Raw genomic sequence first — 24,824 nt, 5'->3', positions numbered from 1 at the left:
GTGAGCACGGCGCGTGTCAGGACGCGTCCTGCTTCTGTCGGCGCAGCGCGACGAAGTCGGCCTTGCGCTTGCCGAGGAACGCGCCGATGCCTTCGGCCGCTTCGGCGTCCGCCTGCGACTCGACCATGAACACGGCCTCGGCGTCGAGCTGCTCTTCCAGCGTGGCGCGGTGTGCCTGGCGGCACAGCGTCTTGATGCGGGCGCTCGCGCGTTGCGGGCCGCTCGCCACCTTGGCTGCGAGCGCGATGGCTTCGGCCAGCGCCGCGCCCTTGTCGGTCAGGCGGTTGACCGCGCCCAGTGCGTGCAGGCGCTCGGCCGGCATGCGGTCGCCGGTGAGGCACATCTCCGTCAGCACCTGGCGCGAGACGAACTCCGACAGGAATGCCGTGGCGCCGCCGTCCGGCGTGAGGCCGACCTTGACGTAGGCCACGGTAAAGAAGGCGTCTCGCGCCGACACCAGCATGTCGCAGGCCAGCGCCATAGACAGCCCAGCACCGGCAGCGCCACCTTCGACCGCCGCGATCACGGGCTTGCCGGAATCGCGGATCGCGCGGATCAGGTCATGCAGGCCTTCGAGCTTTTCGCGGCGCTCCGAGGCGGGCAGCTCGCGGCGCTTGGCCAGCAGGTTGAGGTCACCGCCGGAGCAGAAGAAGTCACCTGCGCCGGTGAACACCACGGCGCCCACTTCGGGGTCGTTCTGTGCATCGGCGAGTGCGGCCGAGAGTTCGGCGTACAGCGTCGGCGTGATCGCGTTGCGTGCGCCGGGGTTGCTGTTGGTCAGGATGCGTACGTCGCCTTCCTGCGAGATCAGAACCGTCTTGTCCGTCATGCCGCCAGCTCCTTGCCGGACTCTTTGCCCAGGGCAATGTAGCGCTGCAGATGGTGGTCTTCGTCGCCCAGCTGGTGGTCGATCATCACGAGGCGCTTGGCGTAGTGGGGCATCGGCAGCTCCCACGTCATGCCGATGCCGCCGTGCATCTGGATGCTTTCTTCCGCCACCAGCGCGCCGATGCGGCCGATGCTGAACTTGGCGGCCGACAGCGCACGCTCGCGCGTCACGCGGTCGCCGGTGTCGATGGCTGCCGCGGCGTTGATGACGGCCGAGCGGGCCTGTTCGATCTCGAGCAGCAGGTCGGCCATGCGGTGCTGCAGGGCCTGGAAGCTGCCGATCAGCGTGCCGAACTGCTTGCGCGTGCGCAGGTACTCCAGCGTCGCGGTCTTGGCCGCTTCCATCGCGCCCAGCGCTTCGGCGCACAGTGCGAGCACGCCGCGGCCGATGGCGCGTTCCAGCGTAGCGTGGCCCTGGCCTTCGGTGCCCAGCAGTGCATCGGCGCCCAGCTTCACGCCGTCGAACGAGAGTTCGGCGACACGGCCACCGTCGATGGCGGGGCAGCCGCGCACCGTGAGGCCTGCCGTCTTCGCGGGCACGAGGAACAGCGAGATGCCGGCTTCGTCGTCCACCTTGCCCGAGGTTCGGGCGGACACGAGGAAAAGGTCGGCCTGCTCGCCCTGAGGCACCACGGCCTTGGCACCGTGAAGCACCCAGCCATCGCCACAGCGCTCGGCCTTGGTAGCCACGCGCGTGCGTTCGTAGTGCGTGTCGGCCTCGTCGTGCGCGAAGGCTGCCACGGTCACGCCGTTGATGATGTCTGCGAGCTTCTCTTTCTGCGCGTTGGTGCCTGCGGCGCTGAGTGCCTCGCCGACCATCACGGCGCCCAGCAGCGGCTCGATCACCAGGCCGCGGCCCAGTGCCTCGAAGACCACCGCGATGTCGAAACCGCCACCGCCGAAGCCGCCATCGGCCTCGCTGAACAGCGCGCCGATCACGCCCAGTTCGGCGAACTGCTGGAAGATTTCCTTGCTGAACCCGTGCTCCGATTTCGCGATGCGGTCGCGTGCGTCGAACGCGTACTGCTCGGCGATGAAGCGGTTCAGGCTGTCGGCGAGCATGCGCCGGTCTTCGGTGTGTTCGAAGTTCATTGCATGTCTCCTTACAGACCCAGGATCATCTTGCTGATGATGTTCTTCTGGATTTCGTTCGAGCCGCCGAAGATCGACAGCTTGCGGTTGTTGAAGTAGCGCGAGGCGGCGGCCGATGCATAAGCTGGTCCGAAGGTCTCGCCGGTGAAGCCGTCTTTCAGCGCCTCGGCGATGAAGGGGCGGCCATAGACGCCCATCGCGCGGCGGGCCAGCGAAGAAATCTCCTGGCGGATCTCGGTGCCGCGGATCTTCAGCATCGAGCTTTCCGCGCCTGGCACGCCGCCACCGGCCACCGCCGCAATCACGCGCAGGTTGGTGGTCTTCATGTTCTCCAGGTCGATCTCGACGCGCGCCATGCGTGCCGCGAAGGCCGGGTCTTCGGCCAGCGGCCTGCCGTTCTTGGTCTGCGTGGCCGCAATGCCCTTGAGCTGTTCGAGCGCGGCCACCGAGAAGCCCACGCCCGCGATGTTGGTGCGCTCGTACGTCAGCAGGTACTTGGCGCAAGTCCAGCCCTTGTTCTCTTCGCCCACGAGGTTCTCGGCGGGCACGCGCACGTCGGAGAAGAACACCTCGTTCACCTCATGCTCGCCGTCGAGCGTGATGATCGGGCGCACTTCCACGCCGGGCGAGTTCATGTCGATCAGCAGGAAGCTGATGCCCTCCTGCTTCTTCGCCTCGCGGTTGGTGCGCACCAGGCAGAAGATCATGTTGGCGTGCTGGCCCAGCGTGGTCCAGGTCTTCTGGCCGTTCACGATGTAGTGGTCGCCCTGCGCGTCGATGCCGCGCACGGCTGAGGTCTTCACCGCTGCCAGGTCGGAGCCTGCGCCGGGTTCCGAATAGCCCTGGCACCACCAGTCGGCGCCGTTCAGGATGCGCGGCAGCCAGTAGCTTTTCTGCGCTTCGTTGCCGTACTTGATGAGCACAGGGCCGAGCATGTTCACGCCGAAGGGCACGATGCGCGGCGCAAAGGCCAGTGCGCATTCGTTCTCGAAGATGAACTTCTCGACCGCCGTCCAGCCCGGGCCGCCGTACTGCTCGGGCCAGTGGTTGGCCAGCCAGCCGCGCTCGTTGAGGATGGCGTGCCATTCCTGCATGTCGGCCTTCTCGAGGATCTTGCCGCCGCGCACTTTCTCCGACAGCCGCACGGGCAGCTTGTCGGCCAGGAAGGCGCGCACATCGCTGCGGAAGGCTTCTTCTTCGGGGGTGAAGTTCAGGTCCATCGCTGGCTCCTCAATAGATTTCGAACAAGCCGGCCGCGCCCATGCCGCCGGCGATGCACATCGTGACCACGGCGTACTTCGCGCCGCGGCGCTTGCCTTCGATGAGCACGTGGCCCGTGAGGCGCGCGCCGGTCATGCCGAAGGGGTGGCCGATGGAGATCGCTCCGCCGTTCACGTTCAGAAGCTCCGACGGAATGCCCAGCTTGTCCTGGCAGTAGATCGACTGCGAGGCGAAGGCTTCGTTGAGTTCCCACAGGCCGATGTCCTGCACCTTGAGGCCGTGGCGCGCGAGCAGCTTGGGCACTGCGAACACCGGGCCGATGCCCATTTCGTCGGGCTCGCAGCCGGCGACTGCCAGGCCGCGGAATGCACCCAGCGGCTTGATGTTGGCGCGCTCGGCGTCCTTGGCTTCCATCAGCACGCAGGCCGATGCGCCGTCCGACAGCTGCGAGGCGTTGCCTGCGGTGACGAACTTGTCCTCGCCCATCACGGGCTTCAGCTTGGCGAGCGCCTCGTAGGTGGTGCCTCGGCGGTTGCAGTTGTCTTCGGTGGCAGTGACTTCGCGGTAGGTGACTTCCTTCGTCTCCTTGTCGGTCACGGCCATCGTGGTGGTGCAGGCGACGATCTCGTCCTTGTAGCGGCCGGCGATCTGCGCTTCTTCGGTGCGGCGCTGACTTTCGGCGGAGAAGCGGTCCTGCGCCTCGCGGGTAATACCGTAGCGCTTTGCCACGATGTCGGCGGTTTCGATCATCGCCATGTACAGCTCGGGCTTGTGCTCGACGATCCACGGGTCCATGCCGCTGTCGCCAGCATCGGTGGCGCTGCGCGAGCGGATCTGCGAGATGCTTTCGACGCCGCCCGCGATCATGGCCGGCGCGCCGTCCACCACGATGCGGCCCGCGGCCATCGCAATCGCCTGCAGGCCCGAGGCGCAGAAGCGATTGACCGTGGTGCCGGCGATGCTGATCGGCAGGCCCGCGCGGATGATGGCCTGGCGCGCGATGTTGCGGCCGGTGGTGCCTTCGGGGTAGCCGCAGCCGAGGATCGCGTCCTCGATCAGCGCCGCGTCGAGGCCCGAGCGCTCTACCGCTGCCTTCACCGCGAAGGCAGCCAGCGTGGGGCCGGGGGTGATGTTGAATTCGCCGCGGTGCGCCTTGGTGAGCGGGGTGCGGGCGGTGGAAACGATGACGGCTTCACGCATGGGAATGTCTCCTGGACGGCTGACTGAAATGGACTCGGATTACTCGGATTGATTGAGGCTGGCGAAATCGGCGCCTTGCGCGACCAGCTCGACCAGCAGCGGCGAGGGCTTCCAGAAGATCGGGTCTTCCTTGGCAAACTCGCGGATGTCGGCCAGCACCTTGGGCAGGCCCACGGTGTCGGCGTATTTCATCGGGCCGCCGCGGTGGCGCGGGAAGCCGTAGCCGTAGAGGAAGGTCACGTCCACGTCGAGCGGGCGCAGCGCGATGCGCTGGAGCACGACGTTGGCGCCTTCGTTGATCATTGCGGCCATGTAGCGGCGCATGATTTCTTCCTCGGTGAAGGCGCGCGGCTTGATGCCCGCGCGTTCGCGCTCGGCATCGATGATGGCCAGCACCTCGGGGTCGGGCACGCCGGTGCGCGCGCCTTCGGGGTACAGGTAGTAGCCGCGCTGCGTCTTCTGGCCGAACCAGCCGCGCTCGCAGATGCGGTCGGCCACCTGCACGTAGCGCGCTTGCGGGTCGCGCGTGGCGGCCTTGCGCTTGCGCGTGGCCCAGCCGATGTCGCCGCCGGCCAGGTCGGACACCTGGAACGGACCCATCGGATAGCCGAAGTTGCGCACCGCTTCGTCGATCTGATACGGCGAGGCGCCGTCTTCCATCATGTGGTCGGCGGCCTGGCGGTACACGGCGAGGATGCGGTTGCCGATGAAGCCGTCGCACACGCCGGCGCGCACCGGCACCTTCTTGAGCTTCTTCGCAAGCTCGAAGCCGGTGGCGACCACGTCGGCGCTCACCTTGGCGGGCACCACGATTTCCAGCAGCTTCATGATGTTGGCCGGCGAGAAGAAGTGCAGGCCCACCACGTCCTGCGGGCGCGAGATGCTGTCAGCGATCTGGTCGATGTCGAGGTACGAGGTGTTGGTGGCGATGACGGCGCCGCGCTTGCACACGCGGTCGAGTTCGGCGAACACGGCCTTCTTGACGCCCATTTCCTCGAACACGGCCTCGACCACGATGTCGACCTGCGCGAGTGCGTCGTAAGACGTGGAGCCCGAGAAGCGCGCCATGACGGCGGTCTTGGCCTCGGGCGTCATGCGGCCCTTCTTGATGAGGCCGTCGTACACCTTCTCCACGTTGGCGCGGCCGCGCGCGAGCTGGGTGTCGTCGCGCTCGATCATGGTCACGGGCATGCCCGCGTCGAGCATCGCCACCGCGATGCCCGCGCCCATGGTGCCGCCGCCGATGATGCCGGCCGACTCCAGCGCACGCGGCTTCGCGCTCTTGGTCTCGGGCGCCTTCAGCACTTCGCGCTCGGCGAAGAAGGCGTGGATCAGGCCGGCGCGCTGCGGGCTGTCGATGCACTGCAGGAACAGCTTGCGTTCGAGCGCCATGCCTTCGTCGAAGGGCAGCGTGAGCGCGCCTTCGACGGCTTCGATGATCTTCATCGGCGAGAACAGGCCGCGGCTCTTCTTCGCGGTGTCGGCGCGCGCGGCTTCTAGGGCGGCGCGGCTGGCTTCCTTGTCGGCCAGCGCGCCGGCTTCGCGCGTGCGGCGCACCGGGGCCTTGGCGGCGACCAGTTCCTGCGCGTAGGCAAGGCCTTCAGCCAGCGCGTCGGCATCGGTGCCGAGGCGGTCGACGAGGCCGAGCGACAGCGCTTCCTTCGCGCCCGCATGGCGGCCGCTGAGCATCAGCTCGAGCGCGGGCTTCACGCCGATGAGGCGCGGCGCACGCTGCGTGCCGCCCGAGCCGGGCAGAAGGCCGAGCGCCACTTCGGGCAGGCCGAGCTTGGCCGTGGGCGATGCGAGGCGGTAGTGCGCCGACAGCGCCACTTCGAGCCCGCCACCCAGTGCGGCGCCGTGGATTGCGGCGACAACCGGCTTCGTGCAGTTCTCGATCTTCAGGCAGACCTCGGGCAGCGACGGCGGTTGCGGCGTCTTGCCGAACTCGCGGATATCCGCACCAGCGATGAAGTTGCGGCCCGCGCCGACGATCAGCACCGCCGCGGCGGCGCTGTCGGCCTCGGCCGCGTCGATGGCGCCCACGAGGCCGCGGCGCACATCCACGCCCAGGGCGTTGACGGGCGGGTTGTCGATGGTCACCACGAACACGTCGCCTCGACGCTGGAAGGTGACGGGACCGTTGGACGTGGAGGGGCTGGGAGTTGTGGTGGCCATGTGCTTGCTTGTCTCTTTGCGTTGCGAACCGTGCGGTTCGAGGCTCTGGGGGTGAACCCAGCATTCTTTGCCCGCTGCGCCGCTTTGACAATTGCATAGGCGGTTGACAGACTGTCAAAGAATTTTTGACACAATCGGCCCATGGACCTCCAGTCGCTCACTTTGTTGGTGGAAATTCTTGACGCCGGCAACCTGAGCGCGGCGGCCCGCCGGCTCAAGATGAGCCGCGCCAACGTCAGCTATCACCTGAACCAGCTGGAGCGCTCAGTCGGCGCGCAGCTGGTGCGGCGCACCACCCGGCGCGCCGAGCCGACCGAAATCGGCCTGCGGCTTTACCAGCACGGCGTGGCCATCCAGGGCGAGCTGCTGGCGGCGCGCGAATCGGTAACGACGCTGGGGCAGGGCCTGCAGGGCCGCGTGCGCCTGAGCGTGCCCAGCGGCTACGGCCAGCTCGTGATGGCCGACTGGCTGATCGACTTCAAGCGCCAGTACCCCGGCATCGTGCTCGACGTGGTGTTCGAGAACCGCATCGAGGACCTGCTGCGCGACGAAGTCGACATCGCGATCCGCGTGATTCCCGAGCCGCCGCAGAACCTGGTGGCGCGCGAGATGGGGCCGGTGCGTTATGTGGCCTGCGCTTCAACCGACTACGCGGCGAAGAACCCGCTGCCGGTGCAGCTGGACGCCCTGCAGGGCGCGCCGGTGGTCACCGCCGCCGTCATCGGGCGACAGCTGCGCGTGTCGGCCTACCAAGGCGAGACGAGGCGCGAAGTGATCCTGGAGCCGACGCTGATCTCGGAAAACTTCCTGTTCCTGCGCCAGGCCATCCTCGCGGGGCTGGGCATCGGGCTCGTGCCCGACTACGTGGTGCAGGAAGACGTGCGCAAAGGCGACGTCGTGACCACGCTCGACGACTGGCGCCTGAGCATCTTCGGCACGCAGATGTTCATGCTCTACATGCCGAACCGCCAGCACACGCGGGCGATCCGGACGTTCATCGATTTCATTCTGGAGCGGGTGCGGGTGCCTGGCTATGAAGGCCCGGACGTGAAGTAGATCAATAGAGCCACTACGCCGATCAACAGCCAGGTAAGAAAGCCGACTACGCTGCCCCAGTCCATGCTGAGCACGATGCGCCCGCTGGGCGCTCTGAGCCAGCGCGAGGTCATCGCGTCGACGCCTTCCTCGGGCTGCTCGACGACAACGAGTCCCAGTGTGGCGACCGGAACGACGATGAATCCGGTGACGTAGCCGGCCAGGTGCAGTACGGCCTCCGCGACGGGCTGCAGCACCAGTTCGATCACGGGTCGGATCAGGGCTTCGGCAAGGCCTTCAATGGGCATCGGTTCTTTTCAGCAATCGCAACTTTCACACACTGTCGGTCTGGCCATCCTGGTGTTGATGGCTACAGCTGTCGCCGCTCTGCCGCTGTACTCTCGTAGTGCCGTGACTTGTCGACATACATCGCCCGGTCCGCCCGCTGCAGCGCCACTTCGAGCGACTCGTCTCCATGGCAGGTTGCGAGCCCGATGGCCAGGCTCAAGGCGTGGCCGCTTTGCCCCGCGTGGAACTGGTTGTTCATTTCGAGCAGCGTGAGGATGCGCTCGCGCATTGCCTCGGCGCCGCGCTCGTCGGTCATCGGCAGCAGCACCGCGAACTCGTCGCCGCCGATGCGCGCGGGCCAGGCCGGTGGGTCGACGGCCTTGTCGAGCACCTCGCCCATGCGGCGCAGCAGCGAGTCGCCGGCGGCGTGGCCTTCATGGTCGTTGATCTGCTTCAGGCCGTTGAGGTCGATGGCCACGATCGACACCGGCCAGGGGCCCTTGCGCGACAGGCGGTTCAGCTCCTCGGTGTAGTAGGTGCGGTTGCACAGCTGCGTGAGCACGTCGTGCTTGCCGAGGTACTCAAGATAGGCCTCGGCCTTCTTGCGCGCGGTGATGTCGACCAGCGACACCAGCACCAGGTCCCAGGTGCCCTGCCGGTCTTCCTGCACCGCGAACTGCATGTGGATGTTCAGCACCTCGCCCGACAGCGAATAGTTGAGCACCTCGCGATGCTGCACGGTCTTGCCGTTCCACAGGTCTTGCAGTTGCTCGGCGAACGATTCGCGCATCTCGTCGCGGAAGATGCGCGAGATGCTGCCCAGCAGCGTGGGCAGGTCGGGCGCGCCGAACATGCGCAGCGTTTCGTGGTTCACGTCGATGACGCGAATCTCCTGCATGCAGCGCGCAACGAAGTCGGGGTGCACCTTGATGAAGGTGGCGAAGTCGGTGATGCCGCGCGCACGGATGCTCTCGAGCAGCGAGCGCACCGCGCTGAAGTCTTCCACCCACAGCGACACGGGCGAGCGGTCGAACAGGCTGCGCGCGTACATGGCGCTCTCGTCCCGCAGGCGCTGCGCGGCCACGCGCTCGGTAACGTCGTCGAGCGACACCAGCACGCGGCTCCAGCTGTCTTCGTACCCCGGCAGCACGCGGGCACGCACGCGCACGTCGAGCCGCCGGCCGTCGAGCGCGTAGTTGACGGTCTCGCTCTCGAAGGTGAGCTGGCCGTGCCACAGCTGGTCGAGCTCGTGCACCACGGTGGCCGACATGTCGCCGCGGAACACGCGGTCCAGCGCGCCCAGCAGGGTCTCCTGGCTGTCGGCGGCAAAGAGTTTCAGCGTGTGCTGGTTGACCCGCAGCACCTTCAGCAGCGCCATGCAGTCGCTCACGCGCTGCGGGTCCGCATGCAGGTGCGCCACCAGGTTGGTCACGCCCTCGGCGCGCCAGCCGTCGAGCTTGCGCTTGAGGTCGCCGTAGTCTTCGATCCAGAGCGAGACGGGCGCCAGGTCGAACATGGCGTCGAGGTCGCCGATGGACGGTGGGGCCGAAGAGGGGGAGGACGCGGCAGCGGGCTGGGCCATCGATGAAGCTTTCGAAGAAGCGGCTGCAGCCATGGCTGACGAATGCCGGCGAACTGAAGTCTTAATTATTACTCGCGCACCCGCTGCATTCAGCGGCTGTAGAGGCCCACCACGCTCTGCCCGCCCAGTGCATGGCCCTTGAGCGCGGCCAGCAGGGCGTCGCGCGCAAGGCCTGCCGGCAGGCTGCCCGGTGCGAAGTCGGTGGCAACCACGGTCATCACGTAGTGATGCGGCCGGTCGCCCACCGGCGGGCACATGCCGCGATAAGCGGGTGCGCCGGCCACGTTCGGGCCCATGGTGAAGTTGAAGTTCGAGCCCGCCTGGCCTTCGCCGGCCTTGAGCTCGCCGCGTTCGGCCGCGATGTTGTAGGCCACCCAGTGCGACACGCCGAGGCCGGCCGCGCCATCGGGGTCGAACACCAGCACGGCGACCGATTTGGTCTTGGCCGGCAGGTTGCTCCAGGCCACGGGCAGCGACACGTTCTTGCCGCCGCAGTCGCCCGCGCCGGCGTAGTCGGCCGGAATGACGCCGTTGTCGCCGAAGGCGCTCGACGTGACCTTCATGCCCGTGAAGGCCTTGCCGCTGCCGGGCGACATGCCGGTGCAGCCCGCCATGAGGCCGGCGAAGGCGAGGGCCGTGACCGACAGGGTGAGGGGGTGAAGCCTGTTGTTGCTGCGCATATCTTTTTTCTCCTGGAGGGTTGTCTTCGTCTTCATTCGGCCTGGCCGAGCCACACGCTGCCGTCCGCTTTTTCATGCACCGCCAGCGGCGTGAGCCGTGCGCCGCGGCAGGGGCCGCCGACGCACTTGCCAGTGTCGGGCTCGAAGATGGCGCCGTGCCGCGCGCACATCAGGAAGCGGCCTGAACTTTCCAGCACCTGGCCTTCGAAATCAAGCGGGCCGCCTGCATGGGGGCATTGGTTGAGATAGCCGTGCACGCCGCCTTGCCAGCGCACGGCAAAGGCCTGGGCGCCGTCCGGTGCCGTGAACATGGCGGCGAGGCCGCCATCGGCAAGCGCCGGGGCGATCAACTGGGGCTCTGTCGTGCTCATGGCGAACAGTATCCCTCGCGTGGCGGAAGGCATGCTTTCTGCTGCAATTGCGGCATGAACGATTTTTCTCCCGCCAGAGCAGCGTTGCTCGTCGCGCAGCCGCTGACTTCCCATGCCTTTGCCCCGTATGGCACCGTGATCGAGGCACCCACCGGCGAGGGCCGGCCCATCAACGGAGGCAATGCACAGCGCTTCGACCTGCTCGGCGACCTGCGACTAGACGCCGAAGGCGGACGGCCGATGCTCGCGCTGTTCCGCGCGCAGGCGCGGCGCTTTCCGCACGAGGTGTCGGAGATGGAGCGCCACGCGCTCGGCAGCCAGACCTTCGTGCCGCTGGGCGACAGGCGCTTCGTGATCGTGGTCGCCCGCGCGGGCGAGGCGCCCACCTCGGCGCAGCAACTCGCGGCTTTCGTCACCGACGGGCGCCAGGGCGTGGTGCTCGCGCCCGGCACCTGGCATCACGCGCTGCTGGCGGTGGATGCGGGCGACTTCGTGGTGATCGAGCGCGCGGGAGGCGGTGTCGATTGCGACGTCTGCCTTCTTCGGCAGAGCGGCAGCGTGCAGTTCTGAGGCTTGCCCGGCCTCAGCCCGCGAGGCGCTGCGCCAGCGCAACCAGCGACCGGTCCGACCCCGCCGGTCCGAGCAGCGAAATGCCCAGCGGCGCACCGTCGCGCGAAGCCAGCGGCATCGAGAGCTGCGGAAAGCCCGCCAGGCCCGCGATGCACAGCATGCGGATCGCACGGTTGCGGTAGTCCTCCAGCGCGGCTTCGCTGTCGCTGCGCAGCGGTGCGATGTCGGGCATGGTCGGCATCAGCAGCACGCCGTCGGTGCCGAGCAGCGCGGCCAGGTGCTCGCGAAACGCGGTGCGGAAGGTGCGGCCCGCTGCAACCTGCGCATCGGTCACTTCGCGCGACCACGCAAAGCGTTCGGCCACGCCCGGACCGAGCGGCGGTGCGTAGCGTTCGATGAGTGGGCCATCGGTGAGCCAGGCCTCGCGCGACTGCAGGTAGCGGAAGTTCCAGTACATCGTGTCGAAGGATTCCAGCGCCACCGTGGTGCCCTTGGCGGCACCGAGCAGGCCCTGCACGCGGTCGGCCGCGCCCTTCAGCGCTTCGATTGCGGCGGGCACGGCCAATGCCCAGACATCGTCGGGCCGCAGCAGCCGCACGCGTTCGGGCAAGGCCGCCGCATCGGCGCCGAGCAGCACATCGGCCACGCGCGCGAAGGTGCCGATGTCGCGCGCGAACCAGCCGCAGGTGTCGAAGCTGGGTGCGAGGTCGAGCGCGCCTTCAAGGCTCACGCGGCCGTGGGTAGGGCGCAGGCCGTACAGGCCGCAGTGGTTGGCCGGCGCGCGCACCGAGCCGCCGGTGTCGGTGCCCAGCGCGAAGTCGCACAGGTTCGACGACACGGCCGAGGCCGAGCCAGAAGACGAGCCGCCGGTAATGCGCGTGGGTGCGCCGCCGTTGATCGGCGCGCCGAAATGCGCGTTGTTGCCGTTCATCGAGAACGCCAGTTCGTCGGTCACGGTCTTGCCGGCAAAGCGCGCGCCGGCATCGAGCAGCTTCTGCACGGTCGGCGCGGTGCGGGTCTTGATGCCCGACATCGCCAGCACGATGGGATTGCCGCCGCCCGTGGGGTAGCCGGCCACGTCGAACAGGTCTTTCGCCGCAAAGCTCAGGTCGGCCAGCGGACCTGTCGTGGCGCGCGCCACCGGCGCATCGGGGTACGGAACGAAGGCGTGGGCGGGGTCGTGCAGAGGCATGGCGATGAAAGATGTTGAAGAGGTTGTCTGTCAGGCGACGAGCACCGGCGCAATGGCCGCCGCGGCATCGGTGTGGATGCAGCGCACGCGGTGGTTCGGCGCGAGCTCGACCACCGGTGGTTGCGCGGTGCGGCAGGCATCGCTTGCGAGCGCGCAGCGTTCGGCAAAGGCGCAGCCGGGCGGCAGCGCGGACAGGTCGGGCGGCGCGCCGCCGATGGTTTCGAGCCGCGTGCCGCGCGCCAGTGCGCCATGCGCGCGGCTCTTGAGCAGCGCGATCGTGTATGGATGGCGCGGCGAGCGGATCAGCTCGCGCGCAGTGCCTTCCTCGACGATGCGGCCGGCATACATCACCGCGATGCGGTCGGCCACCTCGACGGCGGCGCCGATGTCGTGCGTGACGAAGATCACCGACAGCCCCAGGTCGCGCTGCAGTTCGCGCAGCAGCAGCAGGATCTGAATTTGCACCGTGGCGTCGAGCGCAGTGGTGGGCTCGTCGGCCAGCAGCAGTTGGGGCTTGCAGGCGAGTGCCAGTGCAATCATGGCGCGCTGGCGCATGCCGCCCGACATCTCGTGCGGGTAGGCCTGCAGGCGCCGTTCGGGGCTTGGAATGCGCACGCGCTCGAACAGCGCCAGCGCACGTTGTTGCGCCTCGGCCTGCGTGACGGATTCGTGCCGGCGGATCGACTCGACGATCTGCGCGCCCACCGAATACACCGGGTCGAGCGCCAGCAGCGGCTCCTGGAAGATCATCGACGCGACCTTGCCGCGGAAGTCGGCCAGCTCGCGCTGCGACATCGCGAGCACGTCGCGGCCGGCCACCTGCACCGTGCCGCCCATGCGGGTGCGGCGCTCGGGGTGCAGGCGCAGCAGGGTGCGCATGGTCACGCTCTTGCCCGAGCCCGATTCGCCGATCAGCGCGACGACCTCGCCGCGCTGCACTTCGAGGCTCACGCCGCTGACGGCGTGCACCGGCTTGCGTCCGCCGCTGAAGGTAACGCTGAGGTCGCGCAGGCGGACCATCGGTTCGTTGTTGTCGCTCATTGGGGTACCTTCGTGCTTCGCACTGCGGTGCGAGCTTGCTTGGGGCGGCCCGGCGCGGCGCTCATGCTGCCTGCCTCTGCGTTTCGATGGCCATCGGATGCCCGCTGCCGGCTTCGTGGATCAGGCAGCTCACCGCATGCTGCGAGCCGGTGACGATGCGCTCGGGCACGACCTTGGCGCACACCGGCGCGGCCAGCGCGCAGCGCGGATGAAAGCGGCAGCCCGAGGGCGGGTTGATGGGGTTCGGCGGATCGCCCGCAAGCGCCGCTTCTTCGGTACGGTGGTCAGGGTCCATCGACGGCATGGAGGACAGCAGCGCACGCGTGTAGGGGTGCGCGGGCGCGTCGTACAGCGCATCGGCCGGGCCGATCTCGGCCACCTGGCCCAGGTACATCACCATGACGCGGTCGCTCACGTAGCGCACCACGTTGAGGTCGTGGCTGATGAACACGTAGGTCAGCCCGAACTCGGTCTTCAGGTCGAGCAGCAGGTTGATGACCTGTGCTTCCACCGACTTGTCGAGCGCGGAGACGGCTTCGTCGAGGATCACCATGCGCGGCTGCAGTGCCAGTGCCCGCGCGATGTTCACGCGCTGCCGCTGGCCGCCCGAGAGCTCATGCGGGTAGCGTTCGGCAAAGCGCTGCGGCGAGAGGCCCACGCGAGCCAGCAGGTCGCGCGCCCGTTCCACCGATTCGCGTCGCGATACGCCGTGCACCTGCGGGCCGAAGGCGATCGAGTCTTCGATGGTGAGGCGCGGGTTGAGCGAGGCGTAGCTGTCCTGGAACACCATCTGCACCTGGCGGCGGAATTCTTTCAGCGGCAGGTCGCGGCTGCCGACTTCGCGGCCGTCGAACACGACTTCGCCGCGTGTGGGTTCGATGAGCTGCATGAGCAGGCGGGCGGTGGTCGACTTGCCGCAGCCCGACTCGCCGACCACGCCTAGCGTTTCGCCCTTGAGCACTTCGAAGTCCACGCCATCGACCGCGCGCACAACGCCGCCGCCTCGGCCCAGTGGGTCTTTCTTCAAGGGGAAGTGCTTGACCAGGCCCTTGATTGTCAGGAGTGGTTGGGCTGGGCCGCCGATGTCTTTGGGTGCGTCCATTTTTGTTAGCTCCTGTCCACTGCGTTCGGGGTGCGTGCGAATGACACCGGGTACTCCCCTCCGCGAATGTCCCCCGCCTTCGGCTCCTCCTTTATTTCGCTGCGGGGAGCACCCGGTGCCATTCGCACATGGGCGCGGCTGTGGTGCTGGCCGATCAACCACCGCTGCGAACAACGATCACGCCGATGGGGTGCCTTGCGCAGCGAAATAAAGGAGGAGGCCGAAGGCCGGGGGACATTCGCGGAGCAAGGTACCCCGTCGGCGTGAGCGCGCCCTGAAACGCACTGCATCGAAGAACAGACTTCCATGCTCACCCCTTGTTGTCCATGGCGGACCGAAGCCCGTCGGACAAGATATTGAAAGAGATCGAAGTGATGAAGATCATCGCGCCCGGCAGGGCAGCGACCCATGGCTGCACATAGATGGCGGTGCGCAGCGTGTTGAGCATCAGCCCCCACTCGGGCTCCGGCGGCTTCACGCCGAGACCGAGGAACGACAGGCCCGAAGCCAGGATCATCGACACCGCGATCAGGCTGGTGGCGTACACGAAGATCGGGCCGAGCACATTGCCCAACACGTGCACGCGCACGATGGTGAAGGGGCTGGCGCCTGAAGCGCGCGCCGCTTCCACGTAGTCGCGGGTGCGCACCTGCGTTGTGACGCTCTCGGCCACGCGCGCTATCTGCGGAATGAACACGATGGTCAGCGAGATCAGCGAATTGACCACCCCCGCACCCAGCGTGCCCGACAGCGCGATGGCCAGCAGCACCGATGGGAAGGCGTAGAACACGTCGATGGTGCGCATGATCAGCGTGTTGGTCAGCCCGCCCGCGTAGCCTGCGACGATGCCGATGATCGTGCCCAGCACGAAGGCGCACAGCACCGGCGTGATGCCGATGAACAGCGACAGCCGCGCGCCGACGATGAGGCGCGAGAGCATGTCGCGGCCCAGCTCGTCGCTGCCGAAGGGCAGGCCTTCGGTGCCGATGGGCTTCAGGCGCTTGAGCATCGACGACTGGTAGGGGTCCGACGGCGCGAGCCATGGGCCGAAGACTGCGAGCGCGATCAGCAGCAGCACGACGATGGCCGCGCCCACGGCGACCGGGTCGCGCCGGAAGCGTAGCCACACCGAGGCCCAGTAGCCGCGCGAGCGCTGGGCCGGCAAGGGTTCGACTGCGATTGCGGAAGATGAAGAGACGGGAAGCACGGTGGACATGGCTTGGCGGCTTTCTTCTTCAGGCGCGCGCGATGCGCGGATCGAGCAAGGTCTGCAGCACGTCGACCAGCAGGTTCAGCAGCACGAAGAACAATGCCAGCACCAGGATCGTTCCCTGCAGCAGCGGCAGGTCGCGCTGGAAGATGGCCGAGTTCAGCAGGAAGCCGGTGCCCGGCCACGAGAACACGGTCTCGATGAGGATCGAGCCGCCGAGCAGGTAGCCCAGTTGCAGGCCCATCACCGCCAGCGCCGTGGGCGCCGCGTTCTTCACCATGTGGCGGAACACGCCGAGGTGCGTGAGGCCCTTGGCGCGCAGCCCGACGATGAACTCCTGGTCGAGGATGTCGGCCACCAGTGCGCGCACGGTGCGCGCGATGATGCCCATGGGAATCACCGACATCGTGAGCGCCGGCAGCAGCAGGAACTGCAGGTGCTCCCAGTCCCAGGCCCAGTCGTCGGAGCCGCTGGGGCCCGCGCCGGTGGCCGGCAGCCACATGAGCTGCGACGAGAACACGATCACCATCACCATGCCCAGCCAGTAGTGCGGCACGCTCACGCCGAGCACCGAGAACATCGAGGCCAGGCGGTCGACCCACGAGTTGCGGAAGTAGCCCGCCACGAAGCCGAACAGGCAGCCCAGCACGAAGCCGATGAAGGTTGCCACCACCGCGAGCCGCAGCGTGTTGCCCACGGCGGTGAACACCTCGCCGGCCACCGCGCGGTTGCTGGCGATGGACACGCCCAGGTCGCCATGCATCGCGCGCCACAGCCACATCGCGAACTGCTCTGGCAGCGAGCGGTTGAAGCCGTAGAGCTCCCGCAGCTGTGCCTGCAGGTCGGCGGACGCATCGGGCGGCAATATCGACACCAGCGGATCGCCCGGCGCGATGTGCACGAGCAGGAAGCACACGAGGGCCACGCCGATCATGATCGGCACGGCGTAGATCACGCGGCGCAGGAGGTAGGCGAACATTGGCTGGCTCGTGGCTGGCTGAAAAGAACGCTCAGTCCATCGTCATCGTGGCGATGTCGATGAACCAGCTCTTGGGCTGCACCACGTTCTTGACCTTGGCCGACATGGCGCGCGGACCGACGTCGTGCGCAATCCACACGAAGGGCGCGTCGTCAACGATGTGCGTGTGCAGCTTGGCTAGCGCGGCGTCGCGTGCCTTGTCGTCGAAGCTGGTGCGCGCATCGGCCACCAGCTTGTCGACCTCGGGATTGCCGTAGTAGCCCCAGTTGTTCGACACCGGCGGGAAGGCCTTGGTGCTCACGAAGCGCACCATCGCGAAGAACGGGTCCATGGCCGCGAAGCTGATGTTGACCGCGTTGGCGCCGTTGGCCGAAGGGTCCTTCGCGCCCTTGCGCCAGTTGGTGAACAGCGTGTTCCATTCGATCACGTCGAACTGCACGTCGAAGTAGCACTGCTTGAGCGACTGCTGCGCGAATTCGTTCATCGGCAGCGGCTGCATCTGGCCCGAGCCCGATGCCGAGATCTGCACCTTCACCTTGATCGGCTTGGCGGCCGAGTAGCCGGCCTGCGTCATCAGCGCCTGCGCGGCCTTCACGTCGTACTTGATGTCGAAGGTGGGCTTGCCGAACCACGGGTGGCCCGGCGGCACCGTGCCCTTGGGCTCGGCCATCATGCCGCCCAGCAGCTGCTTCATGCCGCCGCGGTCGATGCACAGGTTGGCGGCCTGGCGCACGCGCTTGTCGAGCCAGGGCGAGCCTTCGGCGAACGAGAGCTGCCAGGGCCACACATGGGGCTGTGCATTCGAATAGATCTTGAAGCCGCGCTGCGTGATCTGCGCCATGGCGTCGGGCGCGGGCGCCTCGATCCAGTCGACCTGGCCGCCCAGCAGCGCAGCGGTGCGCGCGTTGGCCTCGGGCATCGGCAGCATCACGACCTTGTCGATCTTCGGTACGCGCCTGGCGTCCCAGTAGGTCTTGTTGGCGGCCAGCTCCAGCCGCTCGCGCGCCACGAAGCGCGTGACCTTGAACGGGCCCGAGCCGGCGGGGTCGGCGGCGAAGGCGGTCCAGGCGGCCTTGGCCTTGTCGGCGGGCGTGGCGCCGGCGGCGGCATCGAACTTCTTCTGCCAGTGCGCGGGCGAAGCCATGAACAGGTTCGTGAGGTTGATCGGCAGGAAGGCGTCGGGCTCGCTGGTGGTGAGTTCGACCGTCGTGTCGTCGATCTTGCGCGCCGACTTGAGCGTGGGCATGCGCGAAGCCGTCACGCCGACCTGGCTGGGGTCGAACTGCACGGCTTCCTTGTCGAGCACCTTCTGCACGTTCCACACCACGGCGTCGGCGGTGAAGGCCGAGCCGTCGTGGAACTTGACGCCGGGGCGCAGCTTGAAGACCCACTTGGTCTTGTCCTTGGCGTCCACTGCCCACGAGGTGGCGAGGCCGGGAATCAGCACGCTCGGTGCGTCGGCCTTCGACAGGTCCCATTGCGTGAGCGAGTCGTAGATCGGAATGCCGGTGAAGCGGTTGCCCTCGAAGCCCTGGTCGGGCTGGCCCAGCGTGCGCGGAATGTCGGCTGCCGTCATGGCGATGCGCAGCGTCTTTTCCTGGGCCATCGCGTGGGGCGCGGCCAGGGCCAGGATGGCGAGTGCCGCGCAGGCGGCCAGGGGCTTCAGGAACAGGGCAGGGGCAGCACGCTTCACATGGAACTCCGTTGGGTGGAATGGCGGAAAGGACGAAAGGAAACTCTCAAGCACGACATGTGCCAGCAGGCGGTCAGTCCCTGCCTGGCCTAGGGCCATGACAGCGCGATCTCGCGCCTTGCGCAGCGCAGGTCCATCTCGACTTCCATGTCCACGATCGGCGGGCGCGCGAGGTGCCATGTCAGGCCGGTGGTGAGCGCGCCGCGCTGCACGATCTCGTCGAACACCAGCGCGCCGATGTCATGCACCGTGTAGGCCTGCACGGCCGCGGCATCGCGCCAGCCGAAGCCCAGCACGGCCAGGCGGCGTTCCATTTCCGTCATCACGTAGCCGAGCTTGGCGCGCAGGCCGTCGGGGCTGGTGTCGCCCAGGCGGACCATCACCTCGCGGTAGCTGGCGTGGCCGTCGGGCGCTTCGCCGCCGCCCGAGACCACGAAGCTCGGCGGCCCGGCATCGTCGTCGGCCGGCACGGTGTACGAGAAGGCCTGGAAGGCCGGCGTGGCCGGTGCGCCGACACGCGGGCACACGTTGGTGCGCGCAACCGGGTTGTGGTCGCCGCGCAGCAGCTGCCAGCGCTCGAGCGTGCCGGCATAGATGCGGTTGAAGTCGTGAAAGCCGCGCTCGGAGAACGGCGCGGGCGAGCGCAGTTCGCAGGCGCACAGCGCGGTGAGCGGCCGGCCGATGGCGCGCAGGTGCGCCGCGATGGCGTCGAAGCCGTCGGCCAGCGGCACGGCCTGCTGGAAGCGCACCCGCTCGATGGCAAAGCCGGGCAGCGCCGCCACGCCGGCGGAATACTGGAACACGCCCTTCGCGTAGCAGTAGCCGCCTTCGGAGAACGCAATGGTTTCGGTGCTTGTGGTTGTCATGCCGTCTTTCCTCGTCAGCGCCCAATGTAGGGAGCGACGAGGCCGACGGGAAGGCTCATTTCTGCACGCGCGTGTTGCCGGAATCAGAACGCGGCACCGCGTTGGAGCCGTAGCGCCCCATGCTGGTGGCCAGCATTTCGAGCAGTGCGCGCGACGCCGGCGACTGGCGCTGCCCCGGCATCGTGAGCAGGCTGGTCGCGGTGGCGGCAAAGTCGCGCTCCTGCAGCGGCACGGCGCACAGGTCGCCGTTCGACACCTCGTGCAGCGCCGCATAGCGCGGCAGGAAGGTGATGAGATCGCTGTTGCGCACCACGCCCTTGGCCATGTCGAGCGTGCTGGTCTCGATCACCAGGTCGAGCGACACCTGCGTCTTCGATGCGATGCGGTCGACCAGGTGGCGGATCTGGAACGAGCGGTCGGGCAGCGCCACGCGGTGGCCTTCGAGTTCGCGGAACGACACGCTGCGTCGCCGCGTCAGCGCATGTGTGGGCGCGACGATGGCGCACAGCGGCTGCTCCAGCCGCGCATGTTCGCGGAAGGCGTGGCGCTCGGGCAGGTTGAAGGCCAGCGCGATGTCGATGCGGCCTTCCTGCAGCGCTTCGAGCACCGCGCGCGAGCCCACCACCGAGGCCTGCAGCTTCACCTGCGGATGCCGCTTCTGGAAGCGCGCCAGGTTGTTCGCAAGGAAGTGGCTGACCATGCCCTCGATGCTGCCGACGCGCACTGTGCCGACGGGCTGGCCGATCAGCTCCTGCAACGCGCCGCGCAGCGCCTCGCTGTTCTGCAGCACCTGGTCGGCGTGTGCGAGCACCAGCTCGCCGGCCGGCGTGAGGGTGGTGCGGTTGGCGCGGCGGTCGAGCAGGGCGGTCTGCAGTTCGCCTTCGAGCTTGGCGATCTGGCGGCTGATGGCGCTCGGCGCCACGCCCAGTTGCTCCGCGGCGCGGCGCAGCGAGCCGGCCTTGGCGGTCTCGCGAAAGTAAAGCATTGCCGTGGACAGCATGGCGGTTTCCTGTTTTCTTGTTCTCGCAAGGCCTGGGCCGGCCGAACCTTCGGCCGAATGGCGCAGCACGTCAAGCAACGGGCGTGCCCCGGGGCAGGTGGGGTCGCCATCCCGTATATGCCGTCCGACCGATGGACGCGGCGGCACCCGCTTTTGACAATGCAACCGTTTGCACCGACAGTCTGTGGGGCGAAGGGAACAGAACCGATGACAACACTGACGCAGGGTGCACGTGGCGCCGACGTTCGCAGATTGCAGGAGGCATTGAACCGGAAGCTCCAGCCGAACCCCGGGCTCGTGCTCGACGGCGACTACGGCCCGATCACCCGGATGGCGGTGCGCCGCCTGCAGATCGCGAACTGGCTCGCCGAAGACGGCGAGGCGGGCCCCTGCACGCAGAACCTGGTGTTCGGCAACGAGTGCCACGCGCCGATCCTGCACCCCGTTGCACTGATTCCGCAGCCCACGCCCGGCCAATGCTGGGCCGCCTGCACGGCCATGATCACGCGCTCCAACGTGCAGGCGGTGGTGGCGCGTACGCCAGCCGAGCTGATCGGCGACGACGGCGGCCTGCGCACCTTCGCGAATGCCGACGACGCCACGACGGCCGATGTGCTCTTTGCGTCCGCGCACGGCCTGACGGTGCGCCCGCCGGTGCCCTGGTCGGTCGGCCAGTTGCGTGCCGCACTGCAGCACGGGCCGCTGATGTTCGATCTGCCGTGGGGTGCGAGGGGGTATGCCGCCGGTGTCGGCCGTCCGGGCCACATGGTGCTTGTCGTGGGCATTCGCGGCGACGACGATCCCGGCGGGCGCGGCACCACGCTGCGAATCTTCGACCCCTGGCCGCCGGGCAAGGGGGCGCGCAGTTCGGTCAACCACGTCAAGTGGAGCCAGCAGGTGCCCCGGAACGCCTGTCGCGTGTTCTCGCATCCGTAGCCCGGTGGGAGGGCGCCAGGGGGGCGATGCGACAATCCCAGCGCCATGACAGACACCCTCACGATCACCCGCCCCGACGACTGGCACCTGCACGTGCGCGATGGCGCCGCCCTCGAAGCCGTCGTTCCCCACAGCGCTCGCCAGTTCGGCCGCGCGCTGATCATGCCGAACCTTCGGCCCCCAGTGACCACCGCCGCACAGGCCGTGGCCTACCGCGACCGCATTCGCGCCGCCGTGCCCGAAGGCGCGGCCTTCGAGCCCGTGATGTCGCTCTACCTCACCGACAAGCTGCCGCCCGAAGAGATCGCGCTGGCAGCCGAAGCCGGCGTGCGCGCGCTCAAGCTCTACCCGGCCGGCGCCACCACCAACAGCGATGCCGGCGTGACCGACATCCGCAAGACCTACAAGACGCTCGAAGCCATGCAGAAGCACGGCCTGCTGCTGCTGGTGCACGGTGAGGTGACCGACCCCGCCATCGACCTGTTCGACCGCGAAGCCGTGTTCGTCGACCGCGTGATGATTCCGCTGCGCCGCGACTTTCCCGAGCTGAAGGTGGTGTTCGAGCACCTGACCACGAAGGAAGGCGCTCACTACGTGCGCGACGCTGATCGCTTCACGGCAGCCACCATCACGGCGCACCACCTGCTGTACAACCGCAACGCCATCTTCACCGGCGGCATTCGCCCGCACTACTACTGCCTGCCTGTGCTCAAGCGCGAGACGCACCGCGTGGCGCTGGTCGAGGCAGCCACCAGCGGCAGCGACCGCTTCTTCCTGGGCACCGACAGCGCACCGCACCCGGCGCACCTGAAGGAGCATGCGCTGGGCTGTGCCGGCTGCTACACCGCGCTCACGGCCATCGAGCTGTACGCCGAGGCCTTCGACAGCGTGAATGCGCTCGACAAGCTCGAAGGCTTCGCGAGCTTCCACGGCCCCGACTTCTACGAACTGCCGCGCCACACCGACACCATCACGCTCAAGCGCGAAAGCTGGACCGTGCCGGAGACCGTGCCCTACGGCGACGCCACGCTCAAGCCCTTGCGCGGCGGCGAAACGATCAACTGGAAGCTCTCATGACACCGACGCTGCGCGTGATGTTGCTGATCGACGCCGACAACGTCTCGGCCGATGTGATCGAACAGGCCGTGCAGCGCACGATGGATGAATACGGCGCCATTCACGTGCGCCGCGCGTATTGCAACGCCGAGATGGCGGTGAACCGGCAGGCGATGTTCAAGCGGCTGTCGGTGCGGCCGATGGTGAACCTGTCGGCCGGCAAGAACAGCACCGACATCGCGCTGTCGGTCGACGCCATCGACCTCGCCATCAACGAGCGGCCCGACGTGGTGGTGCTGGTGTCTTCCGACTCCGACTTCGCGCCGCTCGTGATCCGCCTGCGCGAAAAGGGCTGCCGCGTCTGCGGCATCGGCCAGCAGGGCAAGACGGGCGAAGAGACGGTCGGCGTGTACGACGCCTTCATGGACCTCGCGCACCACGCCGGCACGAAGCCCGCGGTGCGCACCGCGCCGGCGAAGAAGGCGGCTGCGGCCAAGTCTGCACCCGCGAAGACCGCGCGGGCCAAGGCGACGCCTGCTGCCAAGAAGGCCGCGGCCAAGACGCCGGCCCGCAAGACGGCGAAGGCCGTCAAGGCCGCACCGCCACCGCAGCAGCAACAGCAACCGCAAATCTCCGAAGCGGCCGAATTCATCCTGCAGGCTGCACCGGCCTTGCGCAGCGGCAACGACGTGCCGCTCAACGACGTGGCAAAGGCCCTGCGCACGGCCGGCTTGCTCGGCAAGCACGGCAGCTCGCTCAAGCTTTTCGACAAGCTCACGTCGGAGTTCGCCGTGATGCAGCACCCTGACCGCATCCGCTGGACGGGCGCGCCCGCGCCTTGACCCTGCCGGCGGTTGATTGGGCGCAGCCCTGGCTCGCGCCCTATCGTTCGAGCGGCGTCGCGGTAGAGCGGGCCGCACGGCACGCCGGGGTGGCGGCCGCCATGCAGGCAGTCAAGCCCGCGCAGGCGCCCGATTTCGTACATCAGGACGCGCTGCCCGCAGGCCAGGCCTACGAGGCCCACATCTTCCAGACCCGCACCGTCCCCACGCGCGACAACCTGCACGATCTTTTCAACGGACTCGTGTGGCTCGCCTTTCCGCAGACCAAACGCCGGCTCAACGAACTGCAGGCGGCCGAGATCGCGCGAAGCGGCGTTGCCGCCGTGCGAGGCCCGCTGCGCGATGCGCTCACGCTGTTCGACGAGAACGGTGCGGTGCTCGATGCGCCACCCGCGCTCTGGCAGGCGCTGATCGCGCGCGACTGGCACACGCTGTTCGTCACGCAACGCGGGCTGTGGAGCGAAGCCCGCCTGCTGCTCTTCGGCCATGCGCTGCTCGAAAAACTGGTCACGCCGCGTAAGCCGATCACCGCACACGTACTGCTGACGCGCGACGCGAGCGGCCCGGCGGCGTTCGATGACGAGCGCATGGCGCAGGCGCTCGACGCGCGGCAGCTCGAACGCAAGCCCTTCGTGCCGCTGCCGGTGCTCGGCGTGCCCGGCTGGTGGGGCGGCAACGAGGCGGCGGCGTTCTATGCCGACTCGCAGGTTTTCAGGCCCTTGCCGGGCCGGGGAATACCAGGGGCATAGAACTTTTGCTCCTATCATGGCTCTACCGGCTGCCGCCGACCGGAGCGCCCAGAACGCACTACAACACCCAGGGCCTCCATGCCGCGCACGGCTTGAAGAGGGCCCCGGGGTCCTCATCTAGGTGGCAGGTTTCCCCACGGAGAATTCAACTTGAAACGTATCCTTCTGTTCGTTTTGACCAATGTGATGGTCGTCGCGGTGCTCGGCGTGGTCGCCAGCCTGCTCGGCGTCAATCGCTTCCTCACGGCCAACGGGCTCAACCTGGGCGCGCTGCTCGGCTTCGCGCTGGTGATGGGTTTCGGCGGCGCGATCATCTCGCTGCTCATCAGCAAGCCCATGGCCAAGTGGACCACCGGCCTGCACATGATCGACAACCCCCAGTCGCCCGACGAGGCCTGGATCGTCGGCACGGTGCGCAAGTTCGCAGACAAGGCCGGCATCGGCATGCCCGAGGTCGGCATCTTCGAAGGCGAGCCCAATGCCTTTGCGACCGGCGCGTTCAAGAACTCGTCGCTGGTGGCGGTGTCCACCGGCCTGCTGCAGGGCATGACGCGCGAAGAGGTCGAGGCCGTCATCGGCCACGAAGTGGCCCACATCGCCAACGGCGACATGGTCACGATGACGCTGATCCAGGGCGTGATGAACACCTTCGTCGTGTTCCTGTCGCGCGTGATCGGCTATGCGGTCGACAGCTTCCTGCGCCGCGGCGACGACCGTTCGTCGGGCCCCGGCATCGGCTACTACGTGAGCACCATCGTGCTGGACATCGTGCTCGGCTTTGCCGCCGCGATGGTGGTGGCCTGGTTCTCGCGCCATCGCGAGTTCCGCGCCGACGCCGGTGCGGCCGCGTTGATGGGCCAGAAGCAGCCAATGATCAACGCGCTCGCGCGCCTGGGCGGCCTGCCGGCCGGCGAACTGCCGAAGGCTGTGGAAGCCATGGGCATCACCGGCAGCATCGGCAAGCTGTTTGCCACGCACCCGCCGATCGAAGAGCGCATTGCTGCGCTGCAGAACGCGCAGCGCTGATCAGTCGGTCGCGGCAAGTCCGCGGCGCCA

At 67.8% G+C, this 24,824-nt stretch carries 24 protein-coding genes; 7 read left to right on the top strand and 17 right to left on the bottom strand.

Translation table 11 applies throughout. From position 1 onward, the window contains the following. Positions 1-16: 16 nt before the first annotated feature. The 5 genes from AC07O3_RS19665 to AC07O3_RS19645 are packed head-to-tail and all read right to left on the bottom strand — an operon-like array spanning position 17 to position 6,576. Positions 17-829: an oxepin-CoA hydrolase, alternative type gene (locus AC07O3_RS19665; protein WP_495340099.1), complete on the bottom strand. Its 813-nt coding sequence runs from the start codon at positions 827-829 to the stop codon at positions 17-19. Then, positions 826-1,980 (bottom strand): acyl-CoA dehydrogenase family protein, encoded by a 1,155-nt coding sequence (locus AC07O3_RS19660; protein ID WP_495340098.1) that lies wholly within the window; start codon positions 1,978-1,980, stop codon positions 826-828. Before AC07O3_RS19660 ends, AC07O3_RS19665 begins: the two co-directional genes overlap by 4 nt. A gap of 11 nt (positions 1,981-1,991) precedes the next feature. Further along, the gene (locus AC07O3_RS19655; RefSeq protein WP_495340097.1) at positions 1,992-3,200 is read right to left on the bottom strand and encodes an acyl-CoA dehydrogenase family protein; all 1,209 of its coding nucleotides are present in this window, start codon (positions 3,198-3,200) and stop codon (positions 1,992-1,994) included. Between the two features lie 10 nt (positions 3,201-3,210). Then, entirely contained in the window at positions 3,211-4,401 is a 1,191-nt protein-coding gene (locus tag AC07O3_RS19650) for an acetyl-CoA C-acyltransferase (protein WP_093173176.1), read from the bottom strand. Positions 4,402-4,440: 39 nt separating this feature from the next. Then, positions 4,441-6,576: a 3-hydroxyacyl-CoA dehydrogenase NAD-binding domain-containing protein gene (locus AC07O3_RS19645; protein WP_495340096.1), complete on the bottom strand. Its 2,136-nt coding sequence runs from the start codon at positions 6,574-6,576 to the stop codon at positions 4,441-4,443. A gap of 141 nt (positions 6,577-6,717) precedes the next feature. Between AC07O3_RS19645 and AC07O3_RS19640 the strand changes: the two genes are divergently transcribed. Next, on the top strand, positions 6,718-7,632 hold the full coding sequence (locus AC07O3_RS19640; RefSeq protein ID WP_093056366.1) for a LysR family transcriptional regulator: 915 nt from the start codon (positions 6,718-6,720) through the stop codon (positions 7,630-7,632). Here the strand turns inward: AC07O3_RS19640 and AC07O3_RS19635 are convergent. From AC07O3_RS19635 to AC07O3_RS19620, 4 genes are all read right to left on the bottom strand, one after another. Beyond that, positions 7,608-7,919, bottom strand: coding sequence for a hypothetical protein (locus tag AC07O3_RS19635; protein WP_093078524.1), 312 nt, complete (start codon positions 7,917-7,919; stop codon positions 7,608-7,610). The two genes, AC07O3_RS19640 and AC07O3_RS19635, sit on opposite strands and share 25 nt — an antisense overlap. 62 nt (positions 7,920-7,981) lie before the next feature. Next, positions 7,982-9,481, bottom strand: coding sequence for a sensor domain-containing diguanylate cyclase (locus AC07O3_RS19630; RefSeq protein WP_176928814.1), 1,500 nt, complete (start codon positions 9,479-9,481; stop codon positions 7,982-7,984). 89 nt (positions 9,482-9,570) lie between these two features. Beyond that, entirely contained in the window at positions 9,571-10,161 is a 591-nt protein-coding gene (locus AC07O3_RS19625; protein WP_093056363.1) for a YbhB/YbcL family Raf kinase inhibitor-like protein, read from the bottom strand. 32 nt (positions 10,162-10,193) lie between these two features. After that, positions 10,194-10,532, bottom strand: coding sequence for a Rieske (2Fe-2S) protein (locus tag AC07O3_RS19620; RefSeq protein WP_495340095.1), 339 nt, complete (start codon positions 10,530-10,532; stop codon positions 10,194-10,196). Between the two features lie 54 nt (positions 10,533-10,586). Here AC07O3_RS19620 and AC07O3_RS19615 point away from each other — a divergent pair, with 54 nt between their 5' ends. After that, positions 10,587-11,102 (top strand): ureidoglycolate lyase, encoded by a 516-nt coding sequence (locus tag AC07O3_RS19615; protein ID WP_495340094.1) that lies wholly within the window; start codon positions 10,587-10,589, stop codon positions 11,100-11,102. A 13-nt stretch (positions 11,103-11,115) separates the two neighbouring features. On the opposite strand, the gene AC07O3_RS19610 is transcribed toward AC07O3_RS19615, so the two are convergent. The 8 genes from AC07O3_RS19610 to AC07O3_RS19575 all read right to left on the bottom strand — a co-directional run bounded on the left by AC07O3_RS19610 (position 11,116) and on the right by AC07O3_RS19575 (position 20,185). Next, positions 11,116-12,294 carry an amidase gene (locus tag AC07O3_RS19610; protein ID WP_495340093.1) on the bottom strand — a complete coding sequence of 393 codons (1,179 nt, stop codon included), beginning with the start codon at positions 12,292-12,294 and terminating at the stop codon, positions 11,116-11,118. Between the two features lie 30 nt (positions 12,295-12,324). Beyond that, positions 12,325-13,335: an ABC transporter ATP-binding protein gene (locus AC07O3_RS19605; RefSeq protein WP_257014978.1), complete on the bottom strand. Its 1,011-nt coding sequence runs from the start codon at positions 13,333-13,335 to the stop codon at positions 12,325-12,327. Positions 13,336-13,396: 61 nt separating this feature from the next. Beyond that, entirely contained in the window at positions 13,397-14,437 is a 1,041-nt protein-coding gene (locus AC07O3_RS19600; RefSeq protein WP_093056359.1) for an ABC transporter ATP-binding protein, read from the bottom strand. A gap of 310 nt (positions 14,438-14,747) precedes the next feature. Next, entirely contained in the window at positions 14,748-15,653 is a 906-nt protein-coding gene (locus AC07O3_RS19595; protein ID WP_495340092.1) for an ABC transporter permease, read from the bottom strand. A 19-nt stretch (positions 15,654-15,672) separates the two neighbouring features. After that, entirely contained in the window at positions 15,673-16,626 is a 954-nt protein-coding gene (locus tag AC07O3_RS19590; protein WP_093078530.1) for an ABC transporter permease, read from the bottom strand. A 31-nt stretch (positions 16,627-16,657) separates the two neighbouring features. Next, positions 16,658-18,319 (bottom strand): ABC transporter substrate-binding protein, encoded by a 1,662-nt coding sequence (locus AC07O3_RS19585; protein ID WP_495340091.1) that lies wholly within the window; start codon positions 18,317-18,319, stop codon positions 16,658-16,660. 89 nt (positions 18,320-18,408) lie between these two features. Beyond that, positions 18,409-19,185 (bottom strand): 2-amino-5-chloromuconate deaminase CnbZ, encoded by a 777-nt coding sequence (gene cnbZ, locus AC07O3_RS19580; RefSeq protein ID WP_495340090.1) that lies wholly within the window; start codon positions 19,183-19,185, stop codon positions 18,409-18,411. 55 nt (positions 19,186-19,240) lie between these two features. Beyond that, entirely contained in the window at positions 19,241-20,185 is a 945-nt protein-coding gene (locus AC07O3_RS19575; RefSeq protein ID WP_495340089.1) for a LysR family transcriptional regulator, read from the bottom strand. 207 nt (positions 20,186-20,392) lie between these two features. Between AC07O3_RS19575 and AC07O3_RS19570 the strand changes: the two genes are divergently transcribed. From AC07O3_RS19570 to htpX, 5 genes are all read left to right on the top strand, one after another. After that, positions 20,393-21,121 carry a peptidoglycan-binding protein gene (locus tag AC07O3_RS19570; protein WP_495340088.1) on the top strand — a complete coding sequence of 243 codons (729 nt, stop codon included), beginning with the start codon at positions 20,393-20,395 and terminating at the stop codon, positions 21,119-21,121. Positions 21,122-21,166: 45 nt separating this feature from the next. Continuing rightward, positions 21,167-22,198 carry a dihydroorotase gene (gene pyrC / locus AC07O3_RS19565; RefSeq protein WP_354339503.1) on the top strand — a complete coding sequence of 344 codons (1,032 nt, stop codon included), beginning with the start codon at positions 21,167-21,169 and terminating at the stop codon, positions 22,196-22,198. Beyond that, positions 22,195-23,019: an NYN domain-containing protein gene (locus tag AC07O3_RS19560; protein ID WP_093173156.1), complete on the top strand. Its 825-nt coding sequence runs from the start codon at positions 22,195-22,197 to the stop codon at positions 23,017-23,019. Before pyrC ends, AC07O3_RS19560 begins: the two co-directional genes overlap by 4 nt. Continuing rightward, positions 23,016-23,768, top strand: coding sequence for a DUF3025 domain-containing protein (locus AC07O3_RS19555; protein WP_495340087.1), 753 nt, complete (start codon positions 23,016-23,018; stop codon positions 23,766-23,768). The genes AC07O3_RS19560 and AC07O3_RS19555 overlap by 4 nt, the downstream gene beginning before the upstream one ends. A gap of 150 nt (positions 23,769-23,918) precedes the next feature. Continuing rightward, entirely contained in the window at positions 23,919-24,794 is an 876-nt protein-coding gene (gene htpX / locus AC07O3_RS19550; protein ID WP_093056349.1) for a protease HtpX, read from the top strand. The last annotated feature ends 30 nt before the right edge of the window (positions 24,795-24,824 follow it).

It is taken from the genome of Variovorax sp. GW821-FHT09D05, assembly GCF_059416325.1.
Note: the sequence above shows the minus strand (reverse complement) of the source record. Positions and strands in the feature narration are given on the sequence as shown.